Source organism: Desulfarculus baarsii DSM 2075 (assembly GCF_000143965.1).
Taxonomy (GTDB): Bacteria; Desulfobacterota; Desulfarculia; order Desulfarculales; family Desulfarculaceae; genus Desulfarculus; species Desulfarculus baarsii.
This window is the reverse complement of the sequence record NC_014365.1, coordinates 2,427,583-2,441,331: the sequence shown is the minus strand read 5'-3', so window position 1 is coordinate 2,441,331 and position 13,749 is coordinate 2,427,583. Positions and strand designations below refer to the sequence as shown.

Below are 13,749 nucleotides of genomic sequence, written 5' to 3'. Positions count from 1 at the left end.
CGGCCAGCGGGCGGGGAGGGGCGGCTTGAAGAGCAGAGTGGCGGTGATCGGCGCGGGGCCCGGCGGCTACATGGCGGCCATCCGGGCGGCCCAGCTGGGAGCGGCGGTGACGGTGATCGAGGCCGAGGCGGTGGGCGGGGTCTGCCTGAACTGGGGCTGCATCCCCACCAAGGCCCTGCGGGCCACGGCCCAGGCCTTGGAGACGGCGCGGCGTCTGGCCGAATTTGGCGTGACGGGTGGCGGCGATTGCGCCGTGGACCTGCCGGCGGCCATGGCCCGCAAGGACCGGATAGTGGCCGACTTGGTCCAAGCGGTGGAGCGGCTTTTGCAAAGCCACGGCGTGGATCTGCTGCGCGGTCGGGCCCGTTTGACCGGGCCGGGCCGCCTGGCGGTGGAGGCCGAGGGCGGCGCTGGCGTGGTTGATTACGACCGGTTGATCATCGCCAGCGGCTCGCGGCCGCTGGACTTGCCTGGCCTGGCCCGTGATGGTCAAAGCGTCCTCGACGCCAACGACGCCCTGGCCCTGGGCCAGGTTCCGGCCTCTCTGGCCGTGGTGGGCGGCGGGGTTGTCGGCTGTGAGTTCGCCTTTATTTACAGCGCCTTGGGCGCGAAAGTGACCATCATCGAGGCCAGCGACCGGCTGCTGCCCCTGCCAAGCATCGATGGCGATGGCGCCAAGGTCTTGCTGCGCGAGTGCAAAAAACGCGGCGTGGCCGTCAAGTTGGGGGCCATGGTCCAGGGCGCGGAAGCGGGCCCCGAGGGCCTCGTCCTGCGTCTGACGCCCTCGACCCTGGCCGAGCGGCCCATCCGTGGCCCGGAGACGCTGGTGGCCGAAAAGGCCATCGTGGCCGTGGGCCGGCGGCCGTGCGCCGCCGACCTGGGCCTGGAGCGGGTCGGCGTGGAGTTGGACCAGCGCGGCGCGGTGGCTGTCGGGCCGACCTTGGCCACCAGCGCGCCAAACATCTGGGCCATCGGCGATTGCCTGGGGACGGGCAGGCCCATGCTGGCCCACATGGCCGGCGCCGAGGGCCGGGCGGCGGCGGCCAATGCCCTGGGCGCGGCGCTACGGCCGGATTACGACGTCGTGCCGGCGGTGGTGTTCACCAGCCCCGAGCTGGCCTCGGTGGGCCTGAGCGCCGAGCAGGCCATGCAACAGGGCCTTGAAGTGAATGCTCAAACTTTCCAGATGCGCCAGTTGGGCAAGAGCCAGGCCATGGGCCAGATCGCCGGGCATGTGAAATTGCTGTGCGCCAAAAAAGACGGTCGGCTGCTGGGCGCGCACATCGTCGGCCCCCACGCCGGCGATCTGATCCACGAATGCGCCTTGGCTCTGCGCCTGGGGGCCACGGCCGCCGACCTGGCCCACGCCATCCATGCCCACCCCACCCTGGCCGAGGGCGTGCAGGAGGCGGCCGAGATGGTTTTGGGCCAATGCCTGCACGCGCCGCCGGTCAGGGGCTGAGGCCATGCGCTATGTGGCCCTGACCGGCACGGTCATCGACACCGAGCGCGATCTGGGCCCGGCCCAGCGCCACGTGGCGCAAAAGCTCATGGCCTGGCTGAGCCTGGGCCTGGCGCCGGCCGAACTGCGTCGCCGCCTGGCCACGGCCCTGTGCGTGGGTTGGAACAACGAGGGCGCGGTGAGCCCCTCGCCGGCCCTGACGGCCATGGCCGAGGACATCATCCAGCGGGCGGCCATCACCCTGGGCCGGGCGGCCGGGCCTGATTGGTTCATGGCCCAGGCCTGGCCTGGCCGCTTTGCCGGCGGCGGCCTACTGGCGGACGCCGCTGGCGGGCTGGCGGTGTTGGACGCGGCCGACCGGGCGCGGGGGACGCTGGCGGCGGATGGCTTTAGCTTCGAGCAAGTGCTCGAAGATTTGCGCGCCGGCGGCCAAATGGCCCGCCAAATCGCGGCGCTGGGCCTGCGGCCGCGCTGGCCGGAGTCTGGCGGCAGGCCGGTTTTTTAGGATAACAAGCTTGATTAGCTGATTTTTTCGTTGCCGATGGCCCTGGCCGCCGCCGGGCCGGCCGCCAGCACGACAGCTTCGAGCACGTGCTTTAACTCTGGCCGGCTATCCAGCGGCACGAAGCAGAGCGGCGCGTGCATGCCCTCGGCCAGCCGGCCGAAGCGCTGATCCAGGCCCAAGGCCCTGGCCCCCCCGCCGGTGGCCATCTCCAGGATCGCGTCCGGGGCCAAGCCGGGGTAATGCTCGGCCAAGGCTTTCATTTCGTTCCACAAATTAAGGTCTGGCGTGGAGGCCGGCGAATCGGTGCCCAGGCACAGGTTGACCCCGGCGGCCAACAGTAGCGGCGCGGGGGCCATGGTCCTGGTCAGGCCCAGGTTGGAGCGCGGGCACAGGCACAGCGACGGACCGTCGGCGGCCAACTCGTGGGCCTCGTCGGGCGATAGCTGCGCGCCATGGACCAAGAGCGTGCGGCGATCGAGCACGCCCAGGGCCCGCAGGTGGGCCAGCGGTCGCCGGGCCAGCAGACCCAGCCCGGCCACGTCGGCCCCGCGGCCAAACAAAAATTCGGCCAGGCGGCGGCCTTGCGGGCCATCGCCGGCAAAAAGTTCCATTTCGGCAATTGATTCAGCCATATGAATGCTGAATGCCTGCCCACCGGCCAGGGCCTTGAGCGCGGCGATGCGCGGCCCCGGCACTGAGTAGGGTGCGTGGGCGGCCACGCCCTGGGCCGCCAGCCGGCCGTCTTGCCAGGTGAGTTGGGGCGGCGGCGGCTGGCAGTTGCTGGGCCCCAAGGCCTCGAACAGGCTGATGGCGTGCAGACCTGCCGCGAAAAGGGCCTGGCGGGCCAGGCCCGTGTTGGTGATGTCGGCCACCAGGGCCACGCCGCAACGGGCCATCCGGCTGGCGGCGTCGGCGGTTTGCCGCGCGGCCTGGGCCGGATCCTGGCTGGGGCGCAGGCGCACCAGGCGCTGGACCCAGCCCACGAAATCGCCGTCGGGCGGCAACAGACCGGCCAGACCGGCCAACTCCAGGTGACAGTGGGCGTTGACCAGGCCGGGCAGCAGCAGGCCCTCGCCCAGGTCTTGGGCCGGCTGGCCGAGGCGACGCGGGCCCACGGCGCTCACCCGGCCGTCGCGCAGGGTGACTTGCCAGTTTTCACGCGGGCGCCCCGGCCCCGGCCACAGCCAGCGGGCGGTGAAGGCTTGGCTTCGCGTCTCGCGCACCGCCGGGCTCACAGCAGGCGGTAGAGGGTGTCGCGCTGGCGGGCCTGGTAGCCCAAGTCGTCGGCCAGGCGGATCATTTCCGCGCGGTCCAGGCGAAAACAAGCCCCGGCCGCCGCCACCACGTTTTCCTCGATCATCGTCGAGCCCAGATCGTCGGCCCCGTGCAGCAGGGCCAACTGGGCGATCTTGGCCCCCTGGGTGACCCAACTGGCCTGGACGTGGGCGAAATTATCCAGATAAAGCCGGCTGACGGCCAGCGTGCGCAGATAATCCACCGCCGTCAGCGGCGTGAGGTGGGCCAGGGCCGTGTTGGCCGGCTGAAAAGTCCAGGGGATGAAGGCCGTGAAACAGCCGCGTCCCCGGGCCAGGCTCTGGTCTTGCAGGGCGCGCAGCAGGGCCATGTGGCCGATGCGCTCGGCCGGGCCGTCCAGGCTGCCAAACATCATCGTGGCCGTGGTGAACAGGCCCTTGGCGTGGGCCCGGGCCATGACTTCCAGCCATTGGCGGCCGCTGCATTTGCCCGGCGCGATGCGTCGCCGCACGCTATCGACGAGGATCTCGGCCCCGCCGCCGGGGATCGAGCCCAGGCCGGCGGCGATCAGTCGGTCCAGGGCCTGGTCGATGTCCATGCCGTCGACGGCGGCCATGTGCACGACCTCCGGCGGCGATAAGCCATGGACATGTATGTTGAAGTTTTTCTTGATCCGCCGGATCTGGCGACAGGTCTCCTCCACGCCGATTTCCGGGTGCAGGCCGCCCTGCACCAGAATCTGCGTGCCGCCCAGGGCGATGGTCTCGGCGATCTTGCGGTCGATCTCCTCGGGGCTCAGCACGTAGCCGCCCGGCGCGCCCGGCGGCCGGAAAAAGGCGCAGAAGCGGCAGCCGCTGAGGCAGACATTGGTGGTGTTGATGTTGCGATCGACGGCGTATGTCACGATCATCGCCGGATTTTTGGCCAGGCGCGCCCGGTGGGCCAGCACGGCCAGTTCGTGCGGCGGCGCCTCCAGCAACAGGGCCAGGGCCTGATCGTCGCTCAGGCGCGCGCCGCTGGCGGCCGCCTCCAGGGCCTGGTCGAGCAGGGAGAGTCTGCTTTGAGCTTGGGCCACGGCCTGTCAGTCCTCCACGGCGTTGTAGAAAGCGTCGCGGCGCACGGGCGCGCAGCCGGCGGCCTCGATCATCTGGCGCAGTTCGGCCTCGGTCAGGCCCACGGCGGTATTGGCCCCGGCCTCGTGGGTGATGCGCTCCTCGACGATGGTGCCGTCCAGGTCGTCGGCCCCGTAGCCCAGGGCCACCTGGGCCAGCTTGGGGCTGAGCATGACCCAATATGCCTTGATGTGCGGGAAGTTATCGAGCATCAAGCGGCTGGTGGCGATGACGCGCAGGTCATCCAGGGCCGTGGTGGGGGCCAGGTGGGCCAGCTTGGTGTTGGCCGGATGGAAGGCCAGGGGGATGAAGGCCGAAAAGCCGCCGGTCTTGTCTTGCTGTTCGCGCAGGGCCAAGAGGTGCTCCACCCGCTCCTGGGCCGTTTCGATGTGGCCGTAGAGCATGGTGGCGTTGGTTTGCAGGCCCATCTGGTGGGCCAGGCCCGAGACCTCCAGCCAGCGCGCGCCGCTGGGCTTGCTGGGGCACAGGGCCCGGCGCACCCGTGGCGCGAAGACCTCGGCCCCGCCGCCGGGCATGGCCTTGAGGCCGGCTTGCCGCAATATATCCAGCACTTGGCAAACATCGAGTCCGGCGACCTGGGCCATGTGGTCGATCTCCACGGCGGTGAAGGCCTTTAGCGCCGCCTGGGGCCGCGCCTGGCCCAGGGCGCGCAACAGATCGGGATAATACGAAAAATCCAGCCCCGGATTGCAGGCCCCCACTACGTGCAGCTCTTCCAGGGGCATGTCGGGGTTTTGCGCGGCCAGGGCGGCGGCCTGGGCCGGGGTCATGGTCTGTGCCCCCTTTTGGCCCGGCTCGCGCCAGAAGGCGCAGAAGGCGCAGCCATTGGCGCAGACATTGGAGTAATTGATGTGGCGATTGCGCACGTAATAGGCCCTGAGCCCGTTTTTGGCCAGGCGGGCCTGATGGGCCAGATGGCCCAGGCCGCTGAGGTCGCGGCTGGTCATCAGGCGCAGGCCGTCTTCCAGGTCCAGGCGCTGGCCCTGGGCCAGCTTGCGGCCGACGGTGATCAGGGCCCGGTCGTCGAGCAGGCCCAGGTCGATCTCCAGGGGCGGCAGGGGCTGGGCCAGGTCGAAGTGGCTGTCATGATGCGAAAGTTTGGCGGCGCTGGATTGCATGGTTTCCTGCCTTGCCTCGACGTGGGTGACCACCTGGTCATACGAAAGACAAACAACAACCCGGCTCTATGACCAGGTGGTCACAAAGATAGCGCCGTCGGCGCGGCGAGGCAAGGTTTTTGCGCGGCCGCACGGTGATTTTTCGTGGCGGGCGGGCCGTGCTACAATCACGCTACGCCGAGAAACGGCCATTCTCACGCGGTGGAGCGCCATGAGCCAGCGTCCGTTGTTGTCTTTGTGCATGATCGCCAAAAACGAGCGTCTCTGGCTGCCGCGCAGCCTGGCCAGCGCCGCGTCGTGGGTCGACGAGATCATCGTCGTCGACACCGGCTCCAGCGACGAAACGCGTGATCTGGCCCGCCAGCACGGGGCCAAGGTCTTCGAGCACCCCTGGCAAGGCGATTTCGCCCTGGCGCGCAATCAATCCATGGATCACGCCAGCGGCCGCTGGCTGTTGATCCTCGACGCCGACGAGCTTGTCAGCGCCGACTCGGGGCCGCGCTTGCGGCCGGCGCTGCGGGCGGCCGACGGCGATTGCCTGTTGGTTCGCATCGAGCACCTGGCCCTGGATGGCTCGGCCAGTTGGCAACTGACGCCGCGCCTGGTGCGGGCCGACAGCGGGCTGCGCTTTGTCGGCCGCATCCACGAGGCGCTGGCCGGCGGCGGCAGGGCGCTGGCCGCGCCGCTGACGCTCATCCATCACGGCTTTGCCCAATCGCCACAGATCACCGCGCAAAAGGCTAGGCGCAACCTGGAGCTGATCCAGCGCTGGGTGGATGAAGCGCCCGCCGATTTTTCGGCGCGCGCCTATCTGGCCCAGTCCCTGATGGCCGGGGCCGGCGACGCCAACCAGACCCTGGCCGCCGCTCGCCAAGCCTTGGCCGTCGGCCAGGCCGGCGGCGTGGCCAAGGAGCAGTTGACCAGGGCCTATCATCCGCTGATGATGGCCCTGACCACGCTGGGCCGCCTGGACGAGCTGATCGAGACGGCCAATCAGTGCCTGACGCTCTTGCCCGATTATCCCGATCCGCTCTACAGCCTGTGCTGGGCCTTTTTTCAGATGAAACGTTGGTCGTCGGTCTGCCGTCACGGCCGGCGCTTCATGGAAAGCCAGGACCGCTGGCGGGCCATGCCCCAGGCCTATCCCTTCCCGCACAACCTTTCGGCCGGGCGCGCGCCCGAGGTTTTGGCACATTGGTGCGTGGCCGCGGCCCGTCTGGGCCGACATGGCGAGGCGACGGAGGTTTTGGGCCGGCTGCTGGGCGAGGAGCGGGCCGAGGCCATGGCGCGTTGGCTCTTTGGCCGGCTGGCCGAGGATGATCCAGCCGGCGCGGGCCCGGTGCTGATGCGCTTGGCGACGCGGGCCCGGCCGGAGTGGCGTTGGTTGACGCCTTAGAGGGCGTTTTTGATGTGATTGAGTCGGCCGCCGGCGGCCAGGATCTGGCGATCGCGGGGCGAGGCCTCCAGGCGAAGCTCCACGGGCTGGCCGTCGACCAGGGCGGTGAGGTTTTCAGCGCCCTCCAGCAGGGCCCGCTTGACGCCCCGCAGCTCGATGCGCTGGCCTTCGTCTAGCCTGTCATAGTCGGCCGGATCGGCGAAAACCAGGGGCAGCACGCCAAAGTTGATCAAATTGGCCTTGTGGATGCGGGCGAAGCTCTTGGCCAGTTTGACCTGCACGCCCAGGTAACGCGGGGCTAGGGCGGCGTGCTCGCGGGAAGAGCCCTGGCCGTAGTTGTCGCCGCCCACCACCGCCGCCGGCGCGCAGGCCTGGGCCTTGGCCGGGAAGTCGGGGTCGACGGCATTGAACACGAACTGGCTGATGGCCGGCACGTTGGAGCGCAGGGGCAGGATTTTGCTGCCGGCGGGCATGATGTGGTCGGTGGTGATGTTGTCGCCGACCTTCAGGGCCACGGTGCAGACCAGGTCGTCGGCCAGCGGTGGCAACTGGGGAAAGGGCGCGATGTTGGGCCCGCGGACGATCGCGACGCCCGCGCCGTCGGCCGGCGGGGCGACCAGGGCCTCGGGCCGCACGGCCGGCGCGGGGGGGATCGGCTCCTGGGGGCCGAAGACCTGGCGCGGATCGGCAAGGTGACCGGCCAGGGCCGTGGCCGCGGCCACTTCGGGGCCGGTCAGATAGACGCGGTCGTCCTTGGTGCCCGAGCGGCCGGGGAAGTTGCGCGGGAAGGTTCGCACGCTGGCCGCGCCAGTGGCCGGGGCCTGGCTCATGCCGATGCAGCCCAGGCAGCCGGCCTGATGCAGGCGCACGCCGGCCTCGAGCATGTCCAACAGCGCGCCGTTGGCCGTGACCTGGGCCAGGGCCTGGCGCGAACCGGGGTTGACCGACAGGTTCAGGCCGGGGGCCAGGGCCTTGCCCTTGAGGGCCATGGCGATGGTCATCAGGTCTTCGTAGCTGCCACCGCCGCACGAGCCGACAATGACCTGCTCGACGGCCACCTCGGCCAACTCGCGCACGGGGCGCACGGCGTCGGGGCTGGAGGGGCAGGCGGCCAAGGGCTCCAGGGCGGCCAGGTCGATCTCCTCGAGCTTGTCGTAGACCGCGCCGTCGTCGGCGCTCATCTCGCGCCAGGCGTCGGCCCGGCCCTGGGCGGTCAGGAAGGCCTTGGTCTTTTCGTCGCTGGGGAAGACGCTGCTGGTCGCGCCCAACTCCGCGCCCATGTTGGTGATGGCCGCCCGCTGCAATACGCTAAGCCCCGTCACGCCGGGGCCGTGGTATTCGACGACATAGCCCAGCCCGCCCTTGACCGACAGCCGGCGCAGCAGCTCCAAAATCACGTCCTTGGCCCCCACCCACGGCGACAGTTTACCGCTCAGGCGCACGCCCAAGACCTTGGGGTAGGTGAGGAAAAACGGCTGGCCAGCCATGGCCGCGGCCACGTCCAGGCCTCCCGCGCCCATGGCCAGCATGCCCAGGCCGCCGCCGTGGGGCGTGTGGGAGTCGGAGCCCAGGAGAGTGGCGCCGGGCCGGCCGAAATTGAGCATGTGCAGCTGGTGACAGATGCCGTTGCCCGGCGGCGAGAACCACAGGCCGTAGCGCGCGGCGATGGAGCGCAAAAAGCGGTGGTCGTCGGGGTTTTTGAAGTCGGACTGCAAGATGTTGTGATCGACGTAGGACACCGAGACCTCGGTGCGCACGCGCTCCAGGCCCAGGGCCTCGAACTCCAGGGCGGCCAGGGTGCCGGTGGCGTCCTGGGTCAGGGTCTGGTCGATGCGCAGGCCGATCTCCTCGCCGGGCTGGCAGCGGCCCTCCACCAAGTGTTCTTCGATGATTTTGCGCGCCAGGGTTTTGGCCATGGGAAGCTCCGACTTTTTGCAAGCGTTAGCGATAGCCGACAGGCGGTGGCGGCATTTTACGTAAAGACGACCCGTGCGGCAAGCCCAGGGCGCAAAAAACGGGCGCTGGCCGATAGCGCCAGCGCCCTGAGAGGGATGGAGGTCTTGCCCGGGCAGCGAGGGGAGGGGTCTAACCCAGGCAAAGCTCAGAATTTCATGCGACTTGCGTCTTTTGTTCGGCGGCCAAGCGGGCCCCGATCTCGCAGTTTTTGCACGGCACCAGGTTCATCTTGAAGACGAATACATGAAAAGGTTCCGCGCCGATATTGGCGTAGCGGGGTTCGTTGGCCGTGACGTGGCGCTTGGCGCAAGCGCCCTTGGTCAACTTCAGCCCGCCGGGCTGGTTGGGGCAGTGAACCATAAGCTCGGGATTGTTCTGCATCCACTCTTCGACGTCGATGCGCGGAGCGAAACTTCCAGCGGACTTGCGAGCAACTCTTCTGCGCTTCATCATGAGTTCTCCGTTTCGGTTCGCCCACAGATATAGCAACGACCGTGCCATGCGCCGAACTTTGCGCTCATGATTTTGATAATGCTTTGAATTGCTGTGTAAAAAAAAGAACAAGCACGGTCGCGTCATTGAAAGGCGGCATTGCGCGCGGTGATTCTGGCGGGTGAACTCCGATCACATACGTCGAAAATACGACATATGTCGAAAAGCGGACAAAAACTGGTTATTCAATGAATATGCGCGGGTTGGCTTGATTTGCTTCTGAGCGCTGGGATTTTGCGTCGAAAATCGGACATGGCCGCCGCAGCCCTGATTCTATCCGCCTAAAATGACAGCCCCAATTGGTTGGCATTCTTGTTGCTTTAATTATGGCCGAAGTAGTCTATCCATTGTCAACCAGGGTTTTCAAGGTCGGTCTGTTATGCGCGGGCTAATCAAGGAGACTGGAACAATGATGAATATTTTGCTGGTGGAGCCGGACCGGGCCGTGGCCTGGCTGCTCCGCGAGGAACTTGAGGACGCCGGCTTTGACGTGCGCGTCTGCCAGAGCCTGAGCCAGGCCGCCCAGGCCATGCGCCGCGAGGCGGTGGACGTGCTGCTCAGCGACGCCGACTGCCTGGGCGTATGCCAGCCGCGCGAGTTGGACGAGATGGCCGGCGGCCGCGTTTGCGATTTCGTGTTGCTGGGCCCGCGCGACGTCATGCCCAGGGAAGGCCGCCCGGCCATGGTGCGCAAGTCCGCCGATCTGGGCCCGCTCAAGAACATCCTTTTCGGCTACGCCGCCAAGCGCGGTTGGTTGAACTCCTGAACGCCGCTTTCCGCCGCGCTGTTTTTATCCCGTCATTGATCGCCTCGCCTTGCCCTGTGTTATCCTAAGTCAATGCGTCGGTTGACGTCGACGCGCGGAATGCTCCGAGTGGCCCGCCCGCCACGACCTTTTCGTCAATTTTGCCCCGAGGTTTGCCCGATGAAAGACGCCTTTCCCCTGAAGCTCCGGCCCGAACAGCTCAGACGAACCTTCGACCCGGCCAGGGCGCCATTTGAAACCAGCCACGACGCGCGGGAATGCGTAAGCGACGTGCTGGGCCAACGCCGCGCCAAGGAGGCCCTGGAACTGGGCCTGGCCATCCGCGACATGGACTTCCACGTCTACGTGGCCGGGCCCCAGCGCACGGGCAAGACCTATCTGGTGCGCAGTTTCGTGGAAAAATACGCCGCCGAAAAGCCCGTGCCGGCCGATTGGGTCTACGTGCACAACTTCCGCCAGCCCGAAAAGCCTAGCTGCCTGAGCTTTCCGCCCGGCGGCGGCCGCGTTTTCGCCAAGGAGATGGAAGCCCTGGTGCAAAACGCCCAGACCAAGCTGCCGGCCATCTTTGAGGGCGAGGAATACAACCGCCAACGCGAGGAGATCGTCGCCCAGTTCAAGCGCCTGCGCGCCGAGGCCTTTCAGGATCTGGACAAGATCGCCCGCGAGCAGGGCTACGTGTTGCGCTTCGAGCCCAGCGGCATCATGGTCGCCCCGGCCGACGACGACGGCGAGCCCCTGCCCGAGCAGACCATCCGCGAGATGAGCGACGAACAGCGCGAGGAACTGCGCCGCAAAAGCGACTACATCCAACAGCGCGTGGCCGAGGCCTTGCGGGTGGTGGCCGCCCACGAAAAGACCGTGGGCGAGGCCATGGCCAACCTGGATCGCGAGTTGGTGCTGCACGCGGTGGGCCACCTGTTCGAGGAGCTGTTCGACAAATACGCCGAACAGCGCGCCGTGCTGGTCTACTTGGAGCGCGTGCGCGAGGATGTTGTCGACAACTACAAGCGCTTCATCAAAAAAGACGAGCCCCAACTCCCCTTCATGGCCGCCGCGCCCAGCGAGCCCATGGAGTATCGCGTCAACGTCTTCGTCGACAACTCCGAGACCCAGGGCGCGCCGGTGATCCTGGAGACCAACCCCACCTATCCCAACCTCTTTGGCCGCATCGAGCGCCAGGCCCAGTTCGGCGCGTTGGTCACCGACTACACCATGCTCACCCCCGGGGCCCTGCACAAGGCCAACGGTGGTTATCTGGTGCTGCCCATCCGTGAGTTGCTGGCCTATTGGCTGCCCTGGGACGGCCTGAAGCGGGCCCTGCGCGAGCGCAAGGCGCTGATCGAGGACGTCATGGACCAACTGGGCTACATGGTCACCCGCTCCTTGCAGCCCGAGGCCATTCCCCTGGATCTGAAGGTGGTGCTGGTTGGCGAGGCCGAGATCTTCCAGATGCTCCACGTCCACGACAACCAGTTCGCCAAGTTTTTCAAGATCAAGGCCGAGATGGCCGAGCACATGGATTGGGCCGACGAGGAAGAAGCCCAGTTCATCTCGCAGGTCTGCCGCCTGGCCCGCCAGCGCAACCTGCCGCCCCTGCATCGCACGGCCGTGGCCCGCCTGATCGAGCTGGCCAGCGAATTGGCCGGCGACCGCGAGCGCCTGACCTTGCGCCTGGCCGAGGTCGACGACGTGCTGGTCGAGGCCGGCCACCTGGCCCGCGCCGCCGGGCGCATCGACGTCATGGGCGATGACGTCACGGCCGCCGTCAGCGCGCGCCGCCGGCGTTCGTCGATGATCGACGAGCGCCTGCAAGAGGCCATCACCCGCGGCTTCATCAACGTCGAGACCGGGGGCGCGGCCGTGGGCCAGATCAACGGCCTGGCCGTCTACAGCACCGGCGACTACGCCTTTGGCAAGCCCAGCCGCATCACCGCCACCGTGGGCCTGGGCCGGGAGGGCGTGGTGGCCCTCGACCGCGAAAGCAAGCTCAGCGGGCCGTTCCACACCAAGGGCGTGCTGATTCTGGAAGGCCTGCTGCGTAGCCGTTTCGCCGCCGACATGCCCCTGAGCCTGCGGGCCAGCCTGGTTTTCGAACAGAGCTATTCGATGATCGACGGCGATTCGGCGTCCCTGGCCGAGACCCTGGCCCTGCTTTCGCGGCTGGCGGGCCTGCCTCTGCGTCAGGATCTGGCCGTCACCGGTTCGGTGAGCCAGTTGGGCCAGGTCCAGGCCATCGGCGGCGTCAATCAAAAGATCGAAGGCTTTTTCCGCGTCTGCCAGGCCCAGGGCCTCAGCGGCAGCCAGGGCGTGGTCATCCCGGCGGCCAACCTGAAAAACCTCATGCTGCATCCCGACGTGGTGGCGGCGGCGGACGAGGGCCGTTTCCACGTTTTCGCCGTCGAGACGGTGGATCAGGCCCTGGAGCTGTTCACGGGCAAACCCGCCGGCAGCCCCGGCAAGACGGGCAAATACCCGCGTGGATCGGTGAATTACCTGGTGCGCAAGGAGTTGGAGCGTCTGCTGGCCCTGGCCCGCCTGTTGGGCAAGGACGACGATGCCGGCAAGAAGGCCGAATGAAAGACCGCCTGGCCCGGGCGTCAGGACAGATGCCTGGGCCAGGCGACGTTATCCCACCAGTTTTGTTGTTGTTTCCAGGCGGCCAGGGCCTTGCCGGCCCCATTGATCACCGAGTGGATGGGGTTGGCGGCCACGCGCACGGTCAGGCCGGTGCGCTGGGCGATCAGCCGGTCCATGCCCTTGACGCAGGCCCCGCCGCCGGTCAGGCACAGGCCCGCGGCGGTCACGTCGCGGCGGATCTCCGGCGCGAGCCCGCGCAGGCTCTGTTGGATCATTTTGATGATGCGATTGACCACCGGCTCCATGGCCGCCACGATCTCGTCGCTGCCCAGCTCCACCGCCACCTTGCGGCGCTTGATAATGTCCATGCCGTTGAAGGACATCAGCTTGCGCTCGGGCCGGCCGGGTTCGCTGAGGGCGGTCAACTCGTGGGTCAGGCGTTCCACGTCGCTGGCGTAGAGGTAGACCTTGCGCCGTTGGATCACCGCCAGGCGCACGGCCTTTTGCAGATCGCCGCAGGCCGTGCGCACGGCCGATGCGCCGATCAGGCGCCCGCCGGCGATGACGGCCAAGTCGCTGACGCCGTGGCCGATGTCGATGAGCGCCTGGGCCGCGTGATCATGCACGTCCAGGCCCGCGCCCATGGCCGCCGCCCAGACCTCGGGAATGATCGCCACCCGCGAGGCCCCGGCGTTGAGCAGTGCCTTGGCCAGCAGGCCGCGCTCTTTTTCCGAGGTGTCGGTGGGCGCGCAGGCCAGGGTCACCGGCTGGCGAAAGCCGCTTTTGCTTTTTTTGACCAGCGGGCGCAACAGGTTGGCGGCCCTGTCCACGTCGACGACCACGCCGCCGCGCAGCGGCGCGAAAAAAAGCTTGCTGTTGAGGTAGGCGATATATTCGTCACCGATCACCTCGGCGCGTCGGCGGTCGATCTGGCTGACCTTGGACGGCTCCTCGGTGAAACGGTCGGATTCGGGGGCGTAGACGCGGGTGTTGGCCGTGCCCAGGTCCACCGCGATGTTGGGCTGGCCCACGATATGTCTTATCAACGAAAGCATTCGGTTCCCCGTCACGTAAGTTTTACTTATAGTAC

11 protein-coding genes are annotated in these 13,749 nt (G+C 67.6%); 5 read left to right on the top strand and 6 right to left on the bottom strand.

Annotated elements, in window-relative coordinates:
- Window positions 1-25: 25 nt before the first annotated feature.
- Entirely contained in the window at window positions 26-1,462 is a 1,437-nt protein-coding gene (gene lpdA, locus DEBA_RS10965; RefSeq protein ID WP_013259003.1) for a dihydrolipoyl dehydrogenase, read from the top strand.
- Window positions 1,463-1,466: 4 nt separating this feature from the next.
- Window positions 1,467-1,967 carry a hypothetical protein gene (locus DEBA_RS10960; RefSeq protein ID WP_013259002.1) on the top strand — a complete coding sequence of 167 codons (501 nt, stop codon included), beginning with the start codon at window positions 1,467-1,469 and terminating at the stop codon, window positions 1,965-1,967.
- A gap of 14 nt (window positions 1,968-1,981) precedes the next feature.
- On the opposite strand, the gene DEBA_RS10955 is transcribed toward DEBA_RS10960, so the two are convergent.
- From DEBA_RS10955 to mqnE, 3 genes are read right to left on the bottom strand one after another with little or no spacing between them, the layout of a single operon-like run.
- Window positions 1,982-3,190: an amidohydrolase family protein gene (locus DEBA_RS10955; protein WP_013259001.1), complete on the bottom strand. Its 1,209-nt coding sequence runs from the start codon at window positions 3,188-3,190 to the stop codon at window positions 1,982-1,984.
- 8 nt (window positions 3,191-3,198) lie between these two features.
- Complete coding sequence (locus tag DEBA_RS10950; RefSeq protein WP_013259000.1) at window positions 3,199-4,296, bottom strand: radical SAM protein; 1,098 nt, start codon at window positions 4,294-4,296, stop codon at window positions 3,199-3,201.
- A 6-nt stretch (window positions 4,297-4,302) separates the two neighbouring features.
- Window positions 4,303-5,472 (bottom strand): aminofutalosine synthase MqnE, encoded by a 1,170-nt coding sequence (mqnE, locus tag DEBA_RS10945; protein ID WP_013258999.1) that lies wholly within the window; start codon window positions 5,470-5,472, stop codon window positions 4,303-4,305.
- A gap of 211 nt (window positions 5,473-5,683) precedes the next feature.
- Between mqnE and DEBA_RS17130 the strand changes: the two genes are divergently transcribed.
- The gene (locus DEBA_RS17130; RefSeq protein ID WP_013258998.1) at window positions 5,684-6,868 is read left to right on the top strand and encodes a glycosyltransferase family 2 protein; all 1,185 of its coding nucleotides are present in this window, start codon (window positions 5,684-5,686) and stop codon (window positions 6,866-6,868) included.
- Here DEBA_RS17130 and DEBA_RS10935 read toward each other — a convergent pair.
- Together DEBA_RS10935 and DEBA_RS10930 are read right to left on the bottom strand one after the other, a co-directional pair.
- Complete coding sequence (locus DEBA_RS10935; protein ID WP_013258997.1) at window positions 6,865-8,784, bottom strand: aconitate hydratase; 1,920 nt, start codon at window positions 8,782-8,784, stop codon at window positions 6,865-6,867. The two genes, DEBA_RS17130 and DEBA_RS10935, sit on opposite strands and share 4 nt — an antisense overlap.
- A 193-nt stretch (window positions 8,785-8,977) precedes the next feature.
- Window positions 8,978-9,277, bottom strand: coding sequence for a hypothetical protein (locus tag DEBA_RS10930; RefSeq protein WP_013258996.1), 300 nt, complete (start codon window positions 9,275-9,277; stop codon window positions 8,978-8,980).
- 448 nt (window positions 9,278-9,725) lie between these two features.
- On the opposite strand from DEBA_RS10930, the gene DEBA_RS10925 reads away from it, so the two are divergent.
- A complete protein-coding gene (locus DEBA_RS10925; protein ID WP_013258995.1) occupies window positions 9,726-10,082 on the top strand; it encodes a response regulator in 357 nt (118 codons plus the stop codon).
- A 159-nt stretch (window positions 10,083-10,241) separates the two neighbouring features.
- The gene (locus tag DEBA_RS10920) at window positions 10,242-12,659 is read left to right on the top strand and encodes a Lon protease family protein (protein ID WP_013258994.1); all 2,418 of its coding nucleotides are present in this window, start codon (window positions 10,242-10,244) and stop codon (window positions 12,657-12,659) included.
- A gap of 20 nt (window positions 12,660-12,679) precedes the next feature.
- Here DEBA_RS10920 and DEBA_RS10915 read toward each other — a convergent pair whose 3' ends face one another.
- The gene (locus tag DEBA_RS10915; protein ID WP_013258993.1) at window positions 12,680-13,714 is read right to left on the bottom strand and encodes a rod shape-determining protein; all 1,035 of its coding nucleotides are present in this window, start codon (window positions 13,712-13,714) and stop codon (window positions 12,680-12,682) included.
- Between the last annotated feature and the right edge of the window lie 35 nt (window positions 13,715-13,749).